This is a genomic window from Pseudomonas sp. NPDC098740, assembly GCF_044760065.1.
Classification (GTDB): domain Bacteria; phylum Pseudomonadota; class Gammaproteobacteria; order Pseudomonadales; family Pseudomonadaceae; genus Aquipseudomonas; species Aquipseudomonas rossensis.
The window spans coordinates 68,188-81,975 of the sequence record NZ_JBIWAM010000007.1 but is presented as its reverse complement, the minus strand read 5'-3'; the positions used below and the strand labels follow the sequence as shown (position 1 = coordinate 81,975).

Annotated in this window: 9 protein-coding genes and 2 pseudogenes; 3 read left to right on the top strand and 8 right to left on the bottom strand. The window is 60.9% G+C overall.

Annotated features, from left to right (window positions below):
* Positions 1 to 22: 22 nt before the first annotated feature.
* Both ACIQU2_RS11070 and ACIQU2_RS11065 read right to left on the bottom strand, forming a co-directional pair.
* A pseudogene (locus tag ACIQU2_RS11070) lies at positions 23 to 100 on the bottom strand (malonate decarboxylase acyl carrier protein); the annotation flags it as partial.
* An 11-nt stretch (positions 101 to 111) separates the two neighbouring features.
* Positions 112 to 330: pseudogene (locus tag ACIQU2_RS11065) on the bottom strand (malonate decarboxylase subunit alpha); the annotation flags it as partial.
* Between the two features lie 741 nt (positions 331 to 1,071).
* On the opposite strand from ACIQU2_RS11065, the gene ACIQU2_RS11060 reads away from it, so the two are divergent.
* Positions 1,072 to 1,452, top strand: a complete 381-nt coding sequence (locus ACIQU2_RS11060; RefSeq protein ID WP_403140490.1) for a DUF6124 family protein — start codon at positions 1,072 to 1,074, stop codon at positions 1,450 to 1,452.
* Between the two features lie 114 nt (positions 1,453 to 1,566).
* On the opposite strand, the gene ACIQU2_RS11055 is transcribed toward ACIQU2_RS11060, so the two are convergent.
* From ACIQU2_RS11055 to pilG, 6 genes are all read right to left on the bottom strand, one after another.
* Complete coding sequence (locus ACIQU2_RS11055) at positions 1,567 to 2,022, bottom strand: chemotaxis protein CheW (protein ID WP_403140487.1); 456 nt, start codon at positions 2,020 to 2,022, stop codon at positions 1,567 to 1,569.
* Positions 2,015 to 7,921 carry an Hpt domain-containing protein gene (locus ACIQU2_RS11050; RefSeq protein ID WP_403140484.1) on the bottom strand — a complete coding sequence of 1,969 codons (5,907 nt, stop codon included), beginning with the start codon at positions 7,919 to 7,921 and terminating at the stop codon, positions 2,015 to 2,017. Before ACIQU2_RS11050 ends, ACIQU2_RS11055 begins: the two co-directional genes overlap by 8 nt.
* A 53-nt stretch (positions 7,922 to 7,974) precedes the next feature.
* Positions 7,975 to 10,032, bottom strand: coding sequence for a methyl-accepting chemotaxis protein (locus ACIQU2_RS11045; RefSeq protein WP_403140483.1), 2,058 nt, complete (start codon positions 10,030 to 10,032; stop codon positions 7,975 to 7,977).
* Positions 10,033 to 10,161: 129 nt separating this feature from the next.
* Positions 10,162 to 10,710, bottom strand: coding sequence for a chemotaxis protein CheW (locus ACIQU2_RS11040; protein ID WP_403140481.1), 549 nt, complete (start codon positions 10,708 to 10,710; stop codon positions 10,162 to 10,164).
* 10 nt (positions 10,711 to 10,720) lie between these two features.
* On the bottom strand, positions 10,721 to 11,086 hold the full coding sequence (pilH, locus tag ACIQU2_RS11035) for a twitching motility response regulator PilH (RefSeq protein ID WP_008068134.1): 366 nt from the start codon (positions 11,084 to 11,086) through the stop codon (positions 10,721 to 10,723).
* A gap of 57 nt (positions 11,087 to 11,143) precedes the next feature.
* Positions 11,144 to 11,548, bottom strand: coding sequence for a twitching motility response regulator PilG (gene pilG, locus ACIQU2_RS11030; protein ID WP_282382370.1), 405 nt, complete (start codon positions 11,546 to 11,548; stop codon positions 11,144 to 11,146).
* Positions 11,549 to 11,781: 233 nt separating this feature from the next.
* Between pilG and gshB the strand changes: the two genes are divergently transcribed.
* Positions 11,782 to 12,735: a glutathione synthase gene (gshB, locus tag ACIQU2_RS11025; RefSeq protein WP_008152603.1), complete on the top strand. Its 954-nt coding sequence runs from the start codon at positions 11,782 to 11,784 to the stop codon at positions 12,733 to 12,735.
* Between the two features lie 77 nt (positions 12,736 to 12,812).
* Positions 12,813 to 13,712 carry a TonB family protein gene (locus tag ACIQU2_RS11020; RefSeq protein WP_403140478.1) on the top strand — a complete coding sequence of 300 codons (900 nt, stop codon included), beginning with the start codon at positions 12,813 to 12,815 and terminating at the stop codon, positions 13,710 to 13,712.
* The last annotated feature ends 76 nt before the right edge of the window (positions 13,713 to 13,788 follow it).

The window sequence follows — 13,788 nt, the reverse complement described above, 5'->3', positions numbered from 1 at the left end:
GAACACTTCGGTCCGTTGGGCAAACTTTGATCGTCAGCTTGCCGGACTTGCCTGGTTCGATCAGCACTTCCAGATCGCCCGAGCCGACACAGCCCACCAGCGTCCGGCCGCGTGGCGGCTGCCCGGCGGGGACAGGAAATCCGCCTGCTTCTGGTTATTGCCCTCCAGCACCACGCGGTCGCCGGGCAGGATCAATGCCTCCAGCGCTGCAACGATTTTGTCGGAGGGTAAGACCACACCGTCGGCGAGACCCCGCACAAGCTCGAGACGCCGCTGCTTTTCGCTGCGCCGCCGCGTCCATCGCGAGTCGGGGGATATTGTTTTTGTCATGACCACTCCACGGGTTTGCTGTCGTGGGAGTCACCTTAGGAGTGTTGGGTGGAGGGCATCAATCAAGCAGAGAGACGGATCGTTACGGTCAGGGTAATGGTTGGCCGTGCCGACGCCATCGCGAGCAGGCTCGCTCCCACATTGGACCGCGTCACCCCTGTGGGAGCGAGCCTGCTCGCGATGGGGCCGGAACAATCCCCGCCAGTTTCAATGCCGGAGTGCAATGATCGATAAGTCCTAAAATAGGACCGATCGGTCCCTTTTTGGGAATCTTCAACCTGGAGCAGAAACCATTGTGGCGAGGGCAATGCTGTTCACTTAAGCGCGGGCGTCCACATTTGTGGCGAGGGGGCTTGTCGGAAGGTCCGACAGCCTGGGGTTTTGTGTTTAAAAGTTTGTCCGCAGGAACGGTGTGAGGCTACGCAGTCTGGCGTCGCTGCCTACAGCAATGCCGGAACCCGCTGACTGGTGCGGTTTTGCGTTGATCTTTATCGTTTGGGGGTCGCTGCAAACTCAGCGATCGGGATTGGAACCCCCGTGGTGTTAACGAGGCAAAAGCACCTTTCATAACGTATGCTTGCGCACCTTTAATGTGTGCACTCCGTTATGGCGGCTGTGCGCGGGAGACCTTAGTGTCTGTCGGGTTTTGTCCGTTTGCCCGGGTTCCAGCCCGCGTACAGCTGCCACCCCTTCGATTGGAACCCGATGGAGCAGCTGAAACTCATTAAATGGAGCTTCACTATGTTCAAACCAACTCCCAACCCGCCGGAAACCGACACCGATTCCCAAGCATCCCTCGAAGCCGAAAAACTCAAGGAAGCCGCCGACCGCGTCTTTTCCTACTACTTCCCACCCCATGAAAAACCGGGCAAGCGTCGCAAACATCACCTCTTCAGCGTCTCCCCCGATATCGACACCGAAGCCCTTCTGACCAATGCCTCCGAAGACCTGCTGTCCATCAGCGCCATTGCTGCCGATCTGGCGGACGATGTGGAAGGCTCACGCCGCTCTGTAGCCTTGGCGCTCAGCCGCATGGCGGATGGGGTGCAGTTGTTGGTGGAGCGGGCGCTGGATCACTATGAGGCGTTGCAGATGCAGTTGCGGGATCAAGCCAAGGTTTAGCCGTCAGGTTTGAGGTGAATTGACGGCCGCCATCGCGAGCAAGCTCGCTCCCACATTGGATCTCCGTCGTACACAAAACCCCTGTGGGAGCGAGCTTGCTCGCGATGGGGCCAGTCAGATCAACCCAGCACTTACGAGTAAATCCTCCAACGCCAGCAAGTCAGGGACTTTGGCCACTTGCTCGCCCACCTGCACCGCCGCCTGTTCCAGTGAACACAACGGCACATCCACATAACTCAATTGGCTATCAAGCTTGTAAGACCGCGGAATCCCCTGCACCAACAGCGCAATAAACTTCAACTCAGGCCGCCCACCGAGAGCATTGAGGATGACGATCCGCGCCCGCTCACCGATCACGATTTTCTGCCCACACGCCGACTCAAAACTTAGCAACGGAATCTGCCGGTTCCGCCACGTTACCCGCCCGAGGTACCACGGCGGGGTGTCGAGGTCGAAGGCACTGGGTTGGTAATCAATGAGCTCCGCAACAGCGACGTTGGGCAAGATCAGGTTGCGGTCGGCCAAGGGCAGCAGCAGGCCGGTGAGGTTGCTGGTGCGGTGCTCACGCATGGGGTTTGCTCCACAGGGCAATGCTTTCGAGCAGCACCGATTCCTGGTACGGCTTGCCAAGGTAGTCGTTGACGCCGATGGCCATGGCGCGGTCGCGGTGTTTCTGCCCGGTGCGGGAGGTGATCATGATGATCGGCAGGTGCTGCAGACGTTCGTCGGCGCGTACCTGGGTCGCGACTTCAAAACCGTCCATGCGCGGCATTTCGATGTCCAGCAGCATCAGGTCGGGCATGTGTTCTTCGAGCAGCAGCATGGCGTCGACACCATCCTTGGCGGTCAGCACGTTCATGCCGTGGCGTTCCAGCAGACGGCTGGTGACCTTGCGTACGGTCACCGAGTCGTCGACCACCAGCACCAGCAGCGGCTTGTGCGGCTCGACCTCCGCCTCCTCAGCCACTGACTGTTGCGGCACACGGGCCTGCATGGCGCGGATCGGCGCCAGCAAATCGAGAATCAGCACTACCCGCCCATCGCCGAGAATCGTGGCCCCGGACAAACCCTGCACCGCCGCAAATTGTGGGCCGAGGCTTTTGACCACGATCTCCCGAGTACCTGCCATGGAGTCCACTTGCACCGCGATGTGCCGCTCGTTGCACTGCACCAGCAACACCGGCAACGGCAAGCTCTGGCCCAGCAGTTTCGGGCGATGGCTGGTTTTCAACAGTTCGCCGAGGTAGCACAGTTCGTAGTGTTGCCCGGCGTATTTGTAGGTCGGCGGATCGAGCCGGTAATGCCCTTCAAGTTCGTTGGGCAGCACGCGAACGATGCCGTCGATGGTGTTCAGCGGGATCGCGTACTGATCATCAAAGCACTGCACCATCAGCGCCCGGTTGACCGATACGGTGAACGGCAAGCGAATCCGGAAGTGCACGCCCTGCCCCGGCACAGAGTCGATGCTCATGCTGCCGCCGAGCTGCCGGACCTCTTCATGCACCACGTCCATGCCGACGCCGCGCCCGGAAATCTGGGTGATTTTCTCGGCGGTGGAGAACCCCGGTTGCAGGATGAATTGCAACACGTCGCGGTCGCTGATGTCGCTGTCCGGGGCCAGCAATCCGCGTTTGATCGCCTTGCGCCGCACCGCGTCCAGCGGCACGCCGGCACCGTCGTCGCGGATGTCGAAAATGATGTCGCCGCCCTCTCGCGACAGGTCGAGGGTGATTCGACCCTGAGCCGGTTTACCCGCCGCGATACGCACCTCGGCGGATTCCAGGCCATGATCCACGGCGTTGCGCAGCATGTGTTCCAACGGCGCGACCATGCGTTCGAGGACGTTGCGGTCCATCTCGCCTTCGGCATTGCCGACGATGAATTCCACGTCCTTGCCCAGCTCGCTGGAGACCTGGCGGACGATCCGCTTCAAGCGCGGCAGCATCCGTTCGAACGGCACCATGCGCGTACGCATCAGGCCTTCCTGCAATTCGGTGTTGATGCGGCCCTGCTGTTGCAGCAGGTTCTCCGCGTCCTGATTGCGTCGGTCGAGGGTTTCCTTGAGGTCGAGCAAGTCTGAGGCGGATTCGAACAGCGCACGCGACAACTGTTGCAACTGTGAGTGGCGGTCCATTTCCAGTGGATCGAATTCTTCGTAGCCCAGGCGTTCGGCTTCGACTTGCTGGCGGCTGAGAATCCGCCCTTGGGTTTCCGTGTCGAGCCGGCGCAATTGGTCGCGCATGCGCTCGATGGTGGTTTCCATCTCGCTCAGGGTCACGCGCGCATCGTTGACCTGTTGTTCGATCCGGCCACGGAAAATCGACGTTTCGCCGGCCAGGTTGACCAGATCATCGAGCAACTCTGCCGAGACCTTGACCATGTCCGCGCTGGCATCGGGTTGCGCTGCGGGCGTCTCGACTTTCGGCGTTGCGGACACCACGGCCGGTGCCGGTGTTTCGGGCACTGCCGGATGACTGAAATTCTTGATCGCGTCGATCAGTTGATCGGCGGGCGGCAATGGCTGACCGGCACGGGTCGCGTCGAGCATCTGCGCCAGTCGGTCGTGGCTGCTTTGCAACAAGCCGAACAACGCGGCGGTGGGTTGCAACACGCCAGCAGACAGGCCTTCGTAGAGGAATTCCAGCTCATGAGCGAGGTCGCCAATCGGCGCGATTTCCACCATCCGCGCGCCACCCTTGAGGGTGTGCAAATCACGCAGCAGGGTTTCCACTTCCTGACGATTCGACGGCTCGGCCTGCCAGCGCACCAGCGCCGCGCCGGAGTTTTCGATGATGTCGAAACCTTCCTCGAGAAAGATCTCCAGAAGCTCCGGATCATGGCCCGGTGAATCCTCGGCCCGTGCCGGTTCGACCGTTTCAACAGCGCTGGCGTTGCCCTGGCGAAACTCGCGAATGGCCTCGATCACCTCACCCGGATCGCCCAATGGCCGCTGGCTCTGCAACTGATCAAGCAGCGCTGCGAGCCGTTCATGGCTTTGTTGCAGCAGTTGCGCCAACGCTTCGCTGTAGGCGTAGCGGCGGTCCACCAGACCTTCGTAAAGGCTTTCCAGTTCATGGGCCAGTTCACCGACCGGCTCGACCTCGGCCATCCGCGCGCCACCCTTGAGGGTGTGCAAATCTCGCTGCAACGACAACAACGGCGCAGCGTTGTCCGGGTCGCTCAGCCAGCGCTGCAAAGCCTGGCCGGCGCTTTCGAGGATATCCACCGCCTCTTCGAGGAAGATCGAAACGATCTCATCGTCCAGCTCAACCTGGGTCGCGGTCTGTTCCAGCTCAGTCGTGGCACTGCCCAGTTCCCGGATGCTCAACGTGCGGCTGCCATCGCTGCGAATCAGCCCCATCGCCGACGGATCCAGGCTCTCATCGAGCAACCCGCGCAAGGCTCGAATGCGTTCCGGTTGCGGGCTGACTTCCTGGCCGGCGGCCAGTTCGTCGAGCATGTTGATCAGCGCTTCATGGGCACTTTGCGCCTCATGGAAAAACGCCTCGCTGACCGCCAGGCTGCTTTCTTCCACAGCGCCGTAGAGATCGAGCAAGGCTTCGCAGAGCCCATCCACCGGATGCAGATCAGCCAGGTGCGCGCCTTCGCCGAGGGTGGTCAATTCGTCCAGCAATGCGCTGAGTTCCTGACGCTCGCCGGGATGTTGCTGCCAACGCTGCAACAGGCTTTCGGCGTCCAGCAGGATGTCCATGCCTTGCGCGAGGAAGTTGTTGATCAGTTGCGGATCACGCTTGATGCGCAACCCGGTGTTCGGTGAACTCAGGAGCGTTTCCAGACGCTCGGCCAGCAACGCCTGGGTTCGCTCGATCAATGAGCGGGCGCCGGGAATCTCGGCCATCGGGTCGGTTTTGAGCTGTCGCAACCCGAGACGGAACAGTCCTTCGGCTTCGAGTAACAGTTCGACTTCGTCCAGGTCGAGGGCGAGCAGGTGCGCCTTGTATTCCCGGGCCAGATGATCCAGCGGCGTCGCCAGCTCGGCGATCGGCAATACGCCAGCCATGGAGGCGCTGCCCTTAAGGGTGTGCAGCGCCCGCTGCAACTCGTCGCTGGCCTGCAACGGCACGTGCTCGGCGGCTTGATCGAGGAAACGGTTGAGGCTGCCCAAATGGGTTTCGGCTTCGTTGCGGAAAATCTCAAGCAGCAGCGGATCGAGGGCTGCGACGTCCTGTGCGTCCTCGTCGGGTATCGGCTCATTGCCCTTGGCCAAGGCGTGCGCGCGTGCGGCCAATTGGTCGACATCGTTGCGCTGGCGCTGGGCATGGTTGGCAAACTCGGCCACCAGTTCCGGCAGCAGATTCAGCGCATCGCCCAGCAGTTGTTGCACCGCCGGCCCCGGCGGAACGCTGCGTTCCAGTACGCGGTTGAGCAGGTTTTCCACGGACCAGGCCAATTCGCCCAGCACCAGCGCGCGGACCATCCGGCCACTGCCCTTGAGCGTATGGAAGGCCCGGCGCAGTTCGCTCAGGGCCGACTTACTCTCGGGATCGGCCGACCAGCGCGGCAGGTACTCCCGGAGGATTTCCAGGACTTCATCGGTTTCTTCGAGGAACACTTCCCGCAGCTCATCGTCCACCGGTTCTTCACCGGCGGGCGGCGGCAAAAGGCTTCCCGGGGTCGTCAGGGCGGGCGGATTGACGGAGGACACAGGGCTGGCCAATACATCGGCCAGTGACTGGACGGTCTCTGGGTCGTCCAGTTCCTGCAAATCCTGCATGACCTGCGCTTCACTCGGGCTGAGTACATCTTCAAGCACCGGCACCTGCTGCTCGCTGGGGAAAAAGCCGAGCGCGGCCAGGCTTTTTTCCGCGACGTCGAGCAACTTTTCGCCCGGCGCTTCGGGGTCGTCGCTGAGGCGCTCCAGATAATACTCGATGCTGGTGATGACGTCGGCCAGGCTGTCCAGTTCCTGCCAGTCGGGATGATCCGGATCCAGCAGCAGGTGCTCGCGGATGAAGTGGTTGCACGTTTCGATCAGGCTCGCCGCACGGCTCAACGGAATCATCGCCAGCGCACCGCGCACCTGGGTCAGCAAGGCCGGCAGTGGCTGCAAGTGCTGGCGGTCCCAGTCGGCGTCGATGTAGTCGACGATCATGTCCTTGGCCTGTTGCAGGCAGATGCGCGCTTCCTTGATCACGATCTGATGGATCTGGGTCAGGTCGGTGGTCGGCAGGCGGCTTTCTTCCTGGCTTTCCGGCTCGACGGTGCCAACCATGCCGGCGAGGGTCGCTTCGACGTAGAGCAAGGCACCGGCGACGTCCATCAGGATCGCGTCGTTGGGCTCACGCTGGCCCTGGGCCAGGCTCAGCACCATCGCCAGTTGATCGATGATGACCTTGCGTGGCTGGCCGAAACCGAGCACCGCCAGGGTGTCGGCGATTTGCCGCAGTGGCGCCAGCAGGCTTTCGAGGTCCGAGGTGTGTTGGCGGTCGCTGCGCACGAACAAGTCCAGGCGTTCCTTGACCCGCACCAGCTCTTCACACAAAGCGGCCAACACCGAGCGCATGGCATCGCGGTCGGGACCGGCCAGCCGTGCACGTTCTTCGTCGACCATCGCGCTGTCAGGCAGCGCGTCGTCCAGTCCGTAGCGATCTTTCATGGTCAGCATCTGCCCGGTGGGATGTTCGGCCTTGGCAATGTAGAACAGCAAACTTTTGAGCAACTCCAGCGGCGCCGGCTGATTGATTCCGGGCATGCCCTGTCCGAGCAGGCGCTTCAGTTCTTTGTCGGCCTCCTTGAACAGGCTGCGCAACGCCGGACTGTTGGCAATCGAGCCGTCGCGCATGCCTTCGACCAGCGCCGAGGCAACTTGCCACAACGGGCTCAGGGGCGCATTGCCGCACAGGCCTTCGAGACGCGTAAAAACTCTGGTCAGATAATCGAGGTTGGTTTCGCCATCCTGCTCACGCAGCAATCCGACCAGGGCCATCTGCAACATCTGCCGCGACTTGCGCAGCACGTTCGGTAAATCCGTCGGCTCCAGCAGCGCCAGCGACTCTTCGTCCAGGGGCGGCATGTCCGGCAATTGCGGGCTGAACAGGCTGGTTTCCGACAACAGGCTTTCGCCACGGGCGCTGCGCAGATCGTTGAGCAGCGGCAGCACCACCAGCGGCAAGTCGCGTCGCGCACCTTGCACCCGGTCGAGGTAAATAGGCAACTGCCCAAGGGCTTGCAGCAACAGGTGGAGCGTCTCATCGCGATGACTGACGCGGTTCTGTTGCAAGGCGGTGGTCAGATGTTCCATCTCTTCGGCGAGCAGCGCCGCGCCGTAGAACTCGACCATCTGCAAACTGCCGTGAACCTGATGGACGCATGCCAGGCATTCACTGAGGGCGTGCGTCGCCTGCGGGTCATCAAGCAACATTTCAATCGCCTGATGAGCCGCTTTCAGCGTTTCGGCAATCTCGCCTTTGACCCACTCGAGGGCCACATAGTCGTGCCGATCACCCATAGCCACTCCAAATCACTGCTCTACTCAAAAAAACGCATTCGCCCGCAGGCGTTTCACACTTTATCCGCAGCCGCAGCCTTGGCGGCCGGTAAGGTGAAACCGGACACCGAACGCCGCAACTGGCTGGCCATTTTCGCCAGGTTGCCAATGCTCTCGGCGGTGGCGGTGGAGCCAGACGAGGTCTGCGTGGTGATCTGCTGGATCACGTTCATCGTCAGGGAAATCTGACCGGCCGAGGACGTCTGTTGCTGCGCTGCGTTGGAAATACTCTGGATCAACGCGGCGAGGGTCTTGGACACGCCTTCAATTTCTTCCAGGGCCACCCCGGCATCCTGCGCCAGACGCGCGCCGCGCACCACTTCGGTGGTGGTCTGTTCCATGGAAATCACCGCTTCGTTGGTGTCAGTCTGAATCGCCCGCACCAGGGTTTCGATCTGCCGGGTGGCGGCGGACGAGCGCTCGGCCAGCCGCTGGACTTCATCGGCGACCACCGCAAAACCGCGCCCGGCATCACCGGCCATGGAGGCCTGGATCGCCGCGTTGAGCGCAAGGATGTTGGTCTGGTCGGCGATGTCATCGATCAGGCTGACAATGTCGCCGATTTCCTGAGAAGACTCGCCGAGGCGCTTGATGCGCTTGGCGGTGTCCTGAATTTGCTCGCGAATATTGTCCATGCCGTGGATGGTGTTGTGCACCACCTCATTGCCCTTGTTGGCGATTTCCACCGAGCGTTCGGCCACCGCCGATGATTCGGCGGCGTTGGCCGAGACCTGATCGATGGACTGGGCCATGTCGTTGATCGCGGTGGAGGCTTCGGCAATCTGCTGCGCCTGATGCTCGGAAGCCTGCGCCAGGTGCATGGCGGTGGCCTGGGTTTCCTGCACGGCGGCAGCGACCTGGCCAGCGGTGAGGTTGATGGTCGCCACCAGATCGCGCAATTGGTCCACGGAATAATTGATCGAGTCGGCGATGGTCCCGGTGAAGTCTTCAGTCACCGAGGCGGTCACGGTCAGGTCGCCGTCCGCCAGGTCTTCGATCTCGTCGAGCAGGCGCATGATCGCGTTCTGATTACGCTCGTTCTTCTCGGCCGTTTCACGTAGCTGACGATTGGTTTCACGGACCATCACCAGGCCAATCAGGATGATCGACATCAGCGCCAACAGGCCCAGCACGTAGCCGCCAATGGTATCGGTGTTGCGCCCGCCGGCCAGATTTTCGAAACCGCCGGCCAGGTGCGAGGCTTCCTCGAGCAGGGTCTGCGAGAGGGTGAAGATATTGGTGGCCGATTCACGGACCTTGAACAGCTCCGGCGAGGTTTCGAGGATTTCATCCACCGAACCCGAGACGAATTCGAACAGCTCGGAAATCTCGATCAACCGCGCGCGAGCATCGCGGTCTTCAACCTGGCTGACTTTCAGTGACGGATTGCCCTGAAGCATGCCGTTGAGCACCTGGCCGAATCGCGCCGCATCGCGACCGAAGGCGTCGGCGGCCTGCTGCGAGTTTTCATCACCGGACAGCACGGTGTTCACCGCACCGAGAATCCGTTCAGCCAATAGCGACTGGCGCTGCGCCATGGCCACCTGCGCGGCCGGGGCACCGCGCTGGAGGAGCGTTTCGACGACTTTTTCGTACTCGACCTGCAACTGCGGCACGGTTTCGGCCAGGGTCGCAGCGACTTGATGCAGCGACAGCACGGTCTGTTCGCTGGAGAGGATCGCGTCGGTGTTTTTCAGCAAGCGTTCCCAGTCCAGTTGCACGGCGCGCATTTCCGGGCGCACGGTGGACGGCGCTGGCGGCAGGCCGGTGGCGGGGTCGCCTTTCTTCAGATAGCCCCAGCGTTGGGCAAAGTCATTGCGCGCATCGCTCAGCAGCTTGAACGCCGCAGCCTTGCCGGCAGCGGCTTCGGTGGCGTTCTTGGCAATGCGCTGGGACAGCACGCGCAGCTCACCGGCGTGGCCGATGTACTGTTTGTCGTACGCGGCCTGGGTGTTGAGGTACGCGAAGTTGGCGAACAGCAGCATGATGAAGACGATCAGCGCGATGAACAGCGCGATGATCTGTGACCGGCTGCGCGACCCTTCTGGCTTGCCTGTTTTTGCTTTTATCATCGGTAACCAACACCCTTAAAGATTGCCGAAGAACCTGTGGGAGCGAGCTTGCTCGCGATAGCGGTGTATCAGTCGACATCAATGTTGGCTGTGAGTCCGCTATCGCGAGCAAGCTCGCTCCCACAGGGTTTACAGCGCCACGTGCATAAAGCTCTGTGACTGCGCCAATGCAAATGGGCTGAACACCTGCCAGGTCTGCTCGCGCTGAAACTGGCCTTGGATGAACGGTGCAATCGGGCCGCTCAAGGTATCTACCGGCTCAAGACTGTCCTGGGCAAAGTGCTGGAGGCCGAAGACTTCATCGACCATCAACCCGGTAAACACCTCGTTATGCTCCACCACCAATACCCGGCGTTGCTTGCGCACGGCTGACAGCTCATGCCCAGGCTCATTACCAGAAAAGAAGCCGCACAAGTCGATGATCGGCAACAGACGCCCGCGCAGGTTGGCCACGCCCTTGACCCAGGGTCTGACCCCCGGCAGCTGGGTGAACCGAGGCTCATGCAACACTTCGCTGACTTCGCCCATGGGCGCGACGTACCAGTGTTCGCCCAGACGGAAGCCGATGCCGCTCCAACTGTCTTGTCGGGTCGGCTGGGACGGCAAGTCCGCCGCCAGCAGACGACAACGCTGGTCGATCTGCAGCAGCAGTTCGAAAGCCGTCAGCGACTCGGTCATGGCCGGACGATCAACCGGCCAGCACGTTGTTCAGGGTCTTGATCAGGGTTTCTTCGTCGACCGGTTTGGTCAGGTAGTCCTTGGCGCCCTGGCGCGTGCCCCAGACCTTGTCGGTTTCCTGATCCTTGGTGGTGATGATGATCACCGGGATGTGCCCGGTTTCCGGGTCTTTGGTCAGCTGACGGGTTGCCTGGAAACCATTGAGGCCAGGCATGACGATGTCCATCAGCACGGCGTCGGGTTTTTCCTGACGGGCCAGGGCCACGCCGTCGGCGCCGTTTTCGGCTTTCAACACTTCATGACCGTGCTTTTCCAGCATGCCGGTCAGTTTGTACATTTCGGTCGGCGAATCATCGACGATCAGAATACGTGCCATGGTCTTCCCCATTTTTGTCGACGCCGGGCCCGCTGGCCGAGCGTCACTGTGCGTGTCCTAGTGCGGCAAAACGGCGGCGAAGCCCGGTACATGGGCCTGGATCGCGTTCAGCAGTTCTTCCTTACTGAAAGGCTTGGTCAAAAATTGGTCGGAGCCGACGATGCGCCCCTTGGCCTTGTCGAACAGCCCGTCCTTGGACGACAGCATAATCACTGGCGTGGACTTGAACGCACTGTTGTTCTTGATTAAAGCGCAGGTCTGATAACCATCCAGACGCGGCATCATGATGTCGACAAAGATGATGCCGGGGTGATTGTCGGCAATCTTGGCCAGGGCATCGAAACCATCGATGGCCGTGATCACTTCACAACCCACGTTTTTCAAAAGCGTTTCGGCGGTGCGGCGAATCGTTTTCGAATCGTCGATCACCATGACCTTCAAGGCGCTGGAATGCTGTTCCATAAATGCTCTGCCGTCGCCTTTGCGAATCAAATTGTCCATTTCCGATAGCCGGAGGCTCGAAACCCTTGATGTTTAAGGGCCAGAACGATATGGCAGCCTTTTTAGCACAGTCTCTAGAACCAATCTATCGGGCGACTGGCGCAGTGGTTTTTCCTTGACCGGGAACACACTCAGCGCCACTCTGACGCCACTTTTTCAAAGCCGCTCCGGCCCCCAAATTCGAGGAAAAACCCATGAGCGTTCGCGTCGGGATTGTCATGGATCCTATTGCCAGCATCTCCTATAAAAAGGATAGCTCGCTGGCCATGCTGCTGGCCGCACAGAAGCGCGGCTGGGAACTGTTCTATATGGAACAGGGCGATTTGTACCAGGCCGAAGGCGAAGCGCGGGCGCGGATGCGGCCGCTGAAAGTCTTCGCCAACCCGGAAAAATGGTTCGAACTGGAAGCCGAGACCGATGCGCTGCTGAGCGATCTGGACGTGATCCTGATGCGCAAGGATCCGCCGTTCGACATGGAATTCGTCTACTCCACTTACCTGCTGGAGCAAGCCGAACGCGCTGGCGTGCTGGTGGTCAACAAGCCGCAAAGCCTGCGTGACTGCAACGAAAAGCTGTTCGCCACGCTGTTCCCGCAGTGCACGCCGCCGACCATCGTCAGCCGTCGCCCGGACGTACTGCGTGAATTCGCCGATCACCACGGCGATGTGATCCTCAAGCCGCTGGACGGCATGGGTGGCTCTTCGATCTTCCGTCACACCGCTGGCCACCCGAACCTGTCGGTGATCCTCGAGACACTGACCCTGCATGGCAAACAGCAGATCATGATCCAGGGCTACCTCCCGGCAATCGTTGACGGCGACAAGCGCATCCTGATGATCGACGGCGAACCGGTGGATTACTGCCTGGCACGAATTCCGGCCGCTGGTGAAACCCGTGGCAACCTCGCCGCCGGTGGCCGTGGCGAAGCCCGACCGCTGACCGAGAAAGATCGCTGGATCGCCGCCCAAGTCGGCCCGACCCTGCGCGAAAAAGGCCTGCTGTTCGTCGGCTTGGATGTGATCGGCGAGCACCTGACGGAAATCAACGTCACCAGCCCGACCTGCATTCGCGAGATTGATAACGCGTTCGGCACCGACATCGGCGGCCTGTTGATGGATGCCATCGATCAGAAGCTCAAGGCCCGTTGATATAGAACAGCCAAGAAACGACCAACATTGCGTTATCATCCGCGGCCTGTGAAAAATGCGATGTTGGTTTTTTTGTCATGACGCTCCCGTCCGATCTGCCCGCTGAACTCGCCCATCGTGGCGTGCGCCCGGCTGATCGCCTCGGTTTTACCCTGTTTCTCGCGGCGCTGATTCACCTGGCCTTGCTGTTGGGCGTCGGCTTTACGATGGTCGAACCCAAGCAAATCAGCAAAACCCTGGAAATCACCCTCGCCACCTTCAAAAGCGAAAAGAAGCCGGAAAAAGCCGATTTCCTCGCTCAAGAGAATCAGGAAGGCAGCGGCACCCTGGATAAAAAGGCAATTCCCAAGACCACCGAGGTCGCGCCTTTCCAGGACAACAAGGTGCAGAAAGTCACGCCACCGCCGGCGGCCAAGCCTCAAGTGCAGGAAGCCGCACCCAAGGCAGCCGTGACGACCGTCGCGCCCAAGCCGAAAAAGGCCGCGGCCAAAACCGAAGAACCCAAACCCGTCACCAAACCCGCAGTCGCCGCGCCGACATTCGACAGTGAACAGCTGTCCAGCGACATCGCCAGCCTGGAAGCGGAACTGGCCAACGAACAACAGCTGTATGCCAAGCGCCCGCGCATCCACCGCCTGAGCGCCGCGTCGACCATGCGCGACAAGGGCGCCTGGTATAAGGACGAGTGGCGCAAGAAAGTCGAGCGCATCGGCAACCTGAATTACCCGGACGAAGCGCGACGCAAGCAGATCTACGGCAATCTGCGCCTGTTGGTTTCGATCAACCGCGACGGCTCGCTCTTTGAAGTGCTGGTATTGGAATCGTCCGGGCAACCACTGCTGGATCAGGCGGCGCAGCGTATCGTGCGGCTGGCGGCGCCGTTTTCACCGTTTACCGGGGATTTGTCGGATATCGATCGCCTGGAAATCATCCGGACCTGGAAGTTTGCGCGCGGGGACCGGTTGTCCAGTAATTAGCCGGAGAATCAAAAGATCGCGGCCTTCGGCAGCTCCTACAGGTGCCACATTCCAAGGTAGGAGCTGCCGAAGGCTG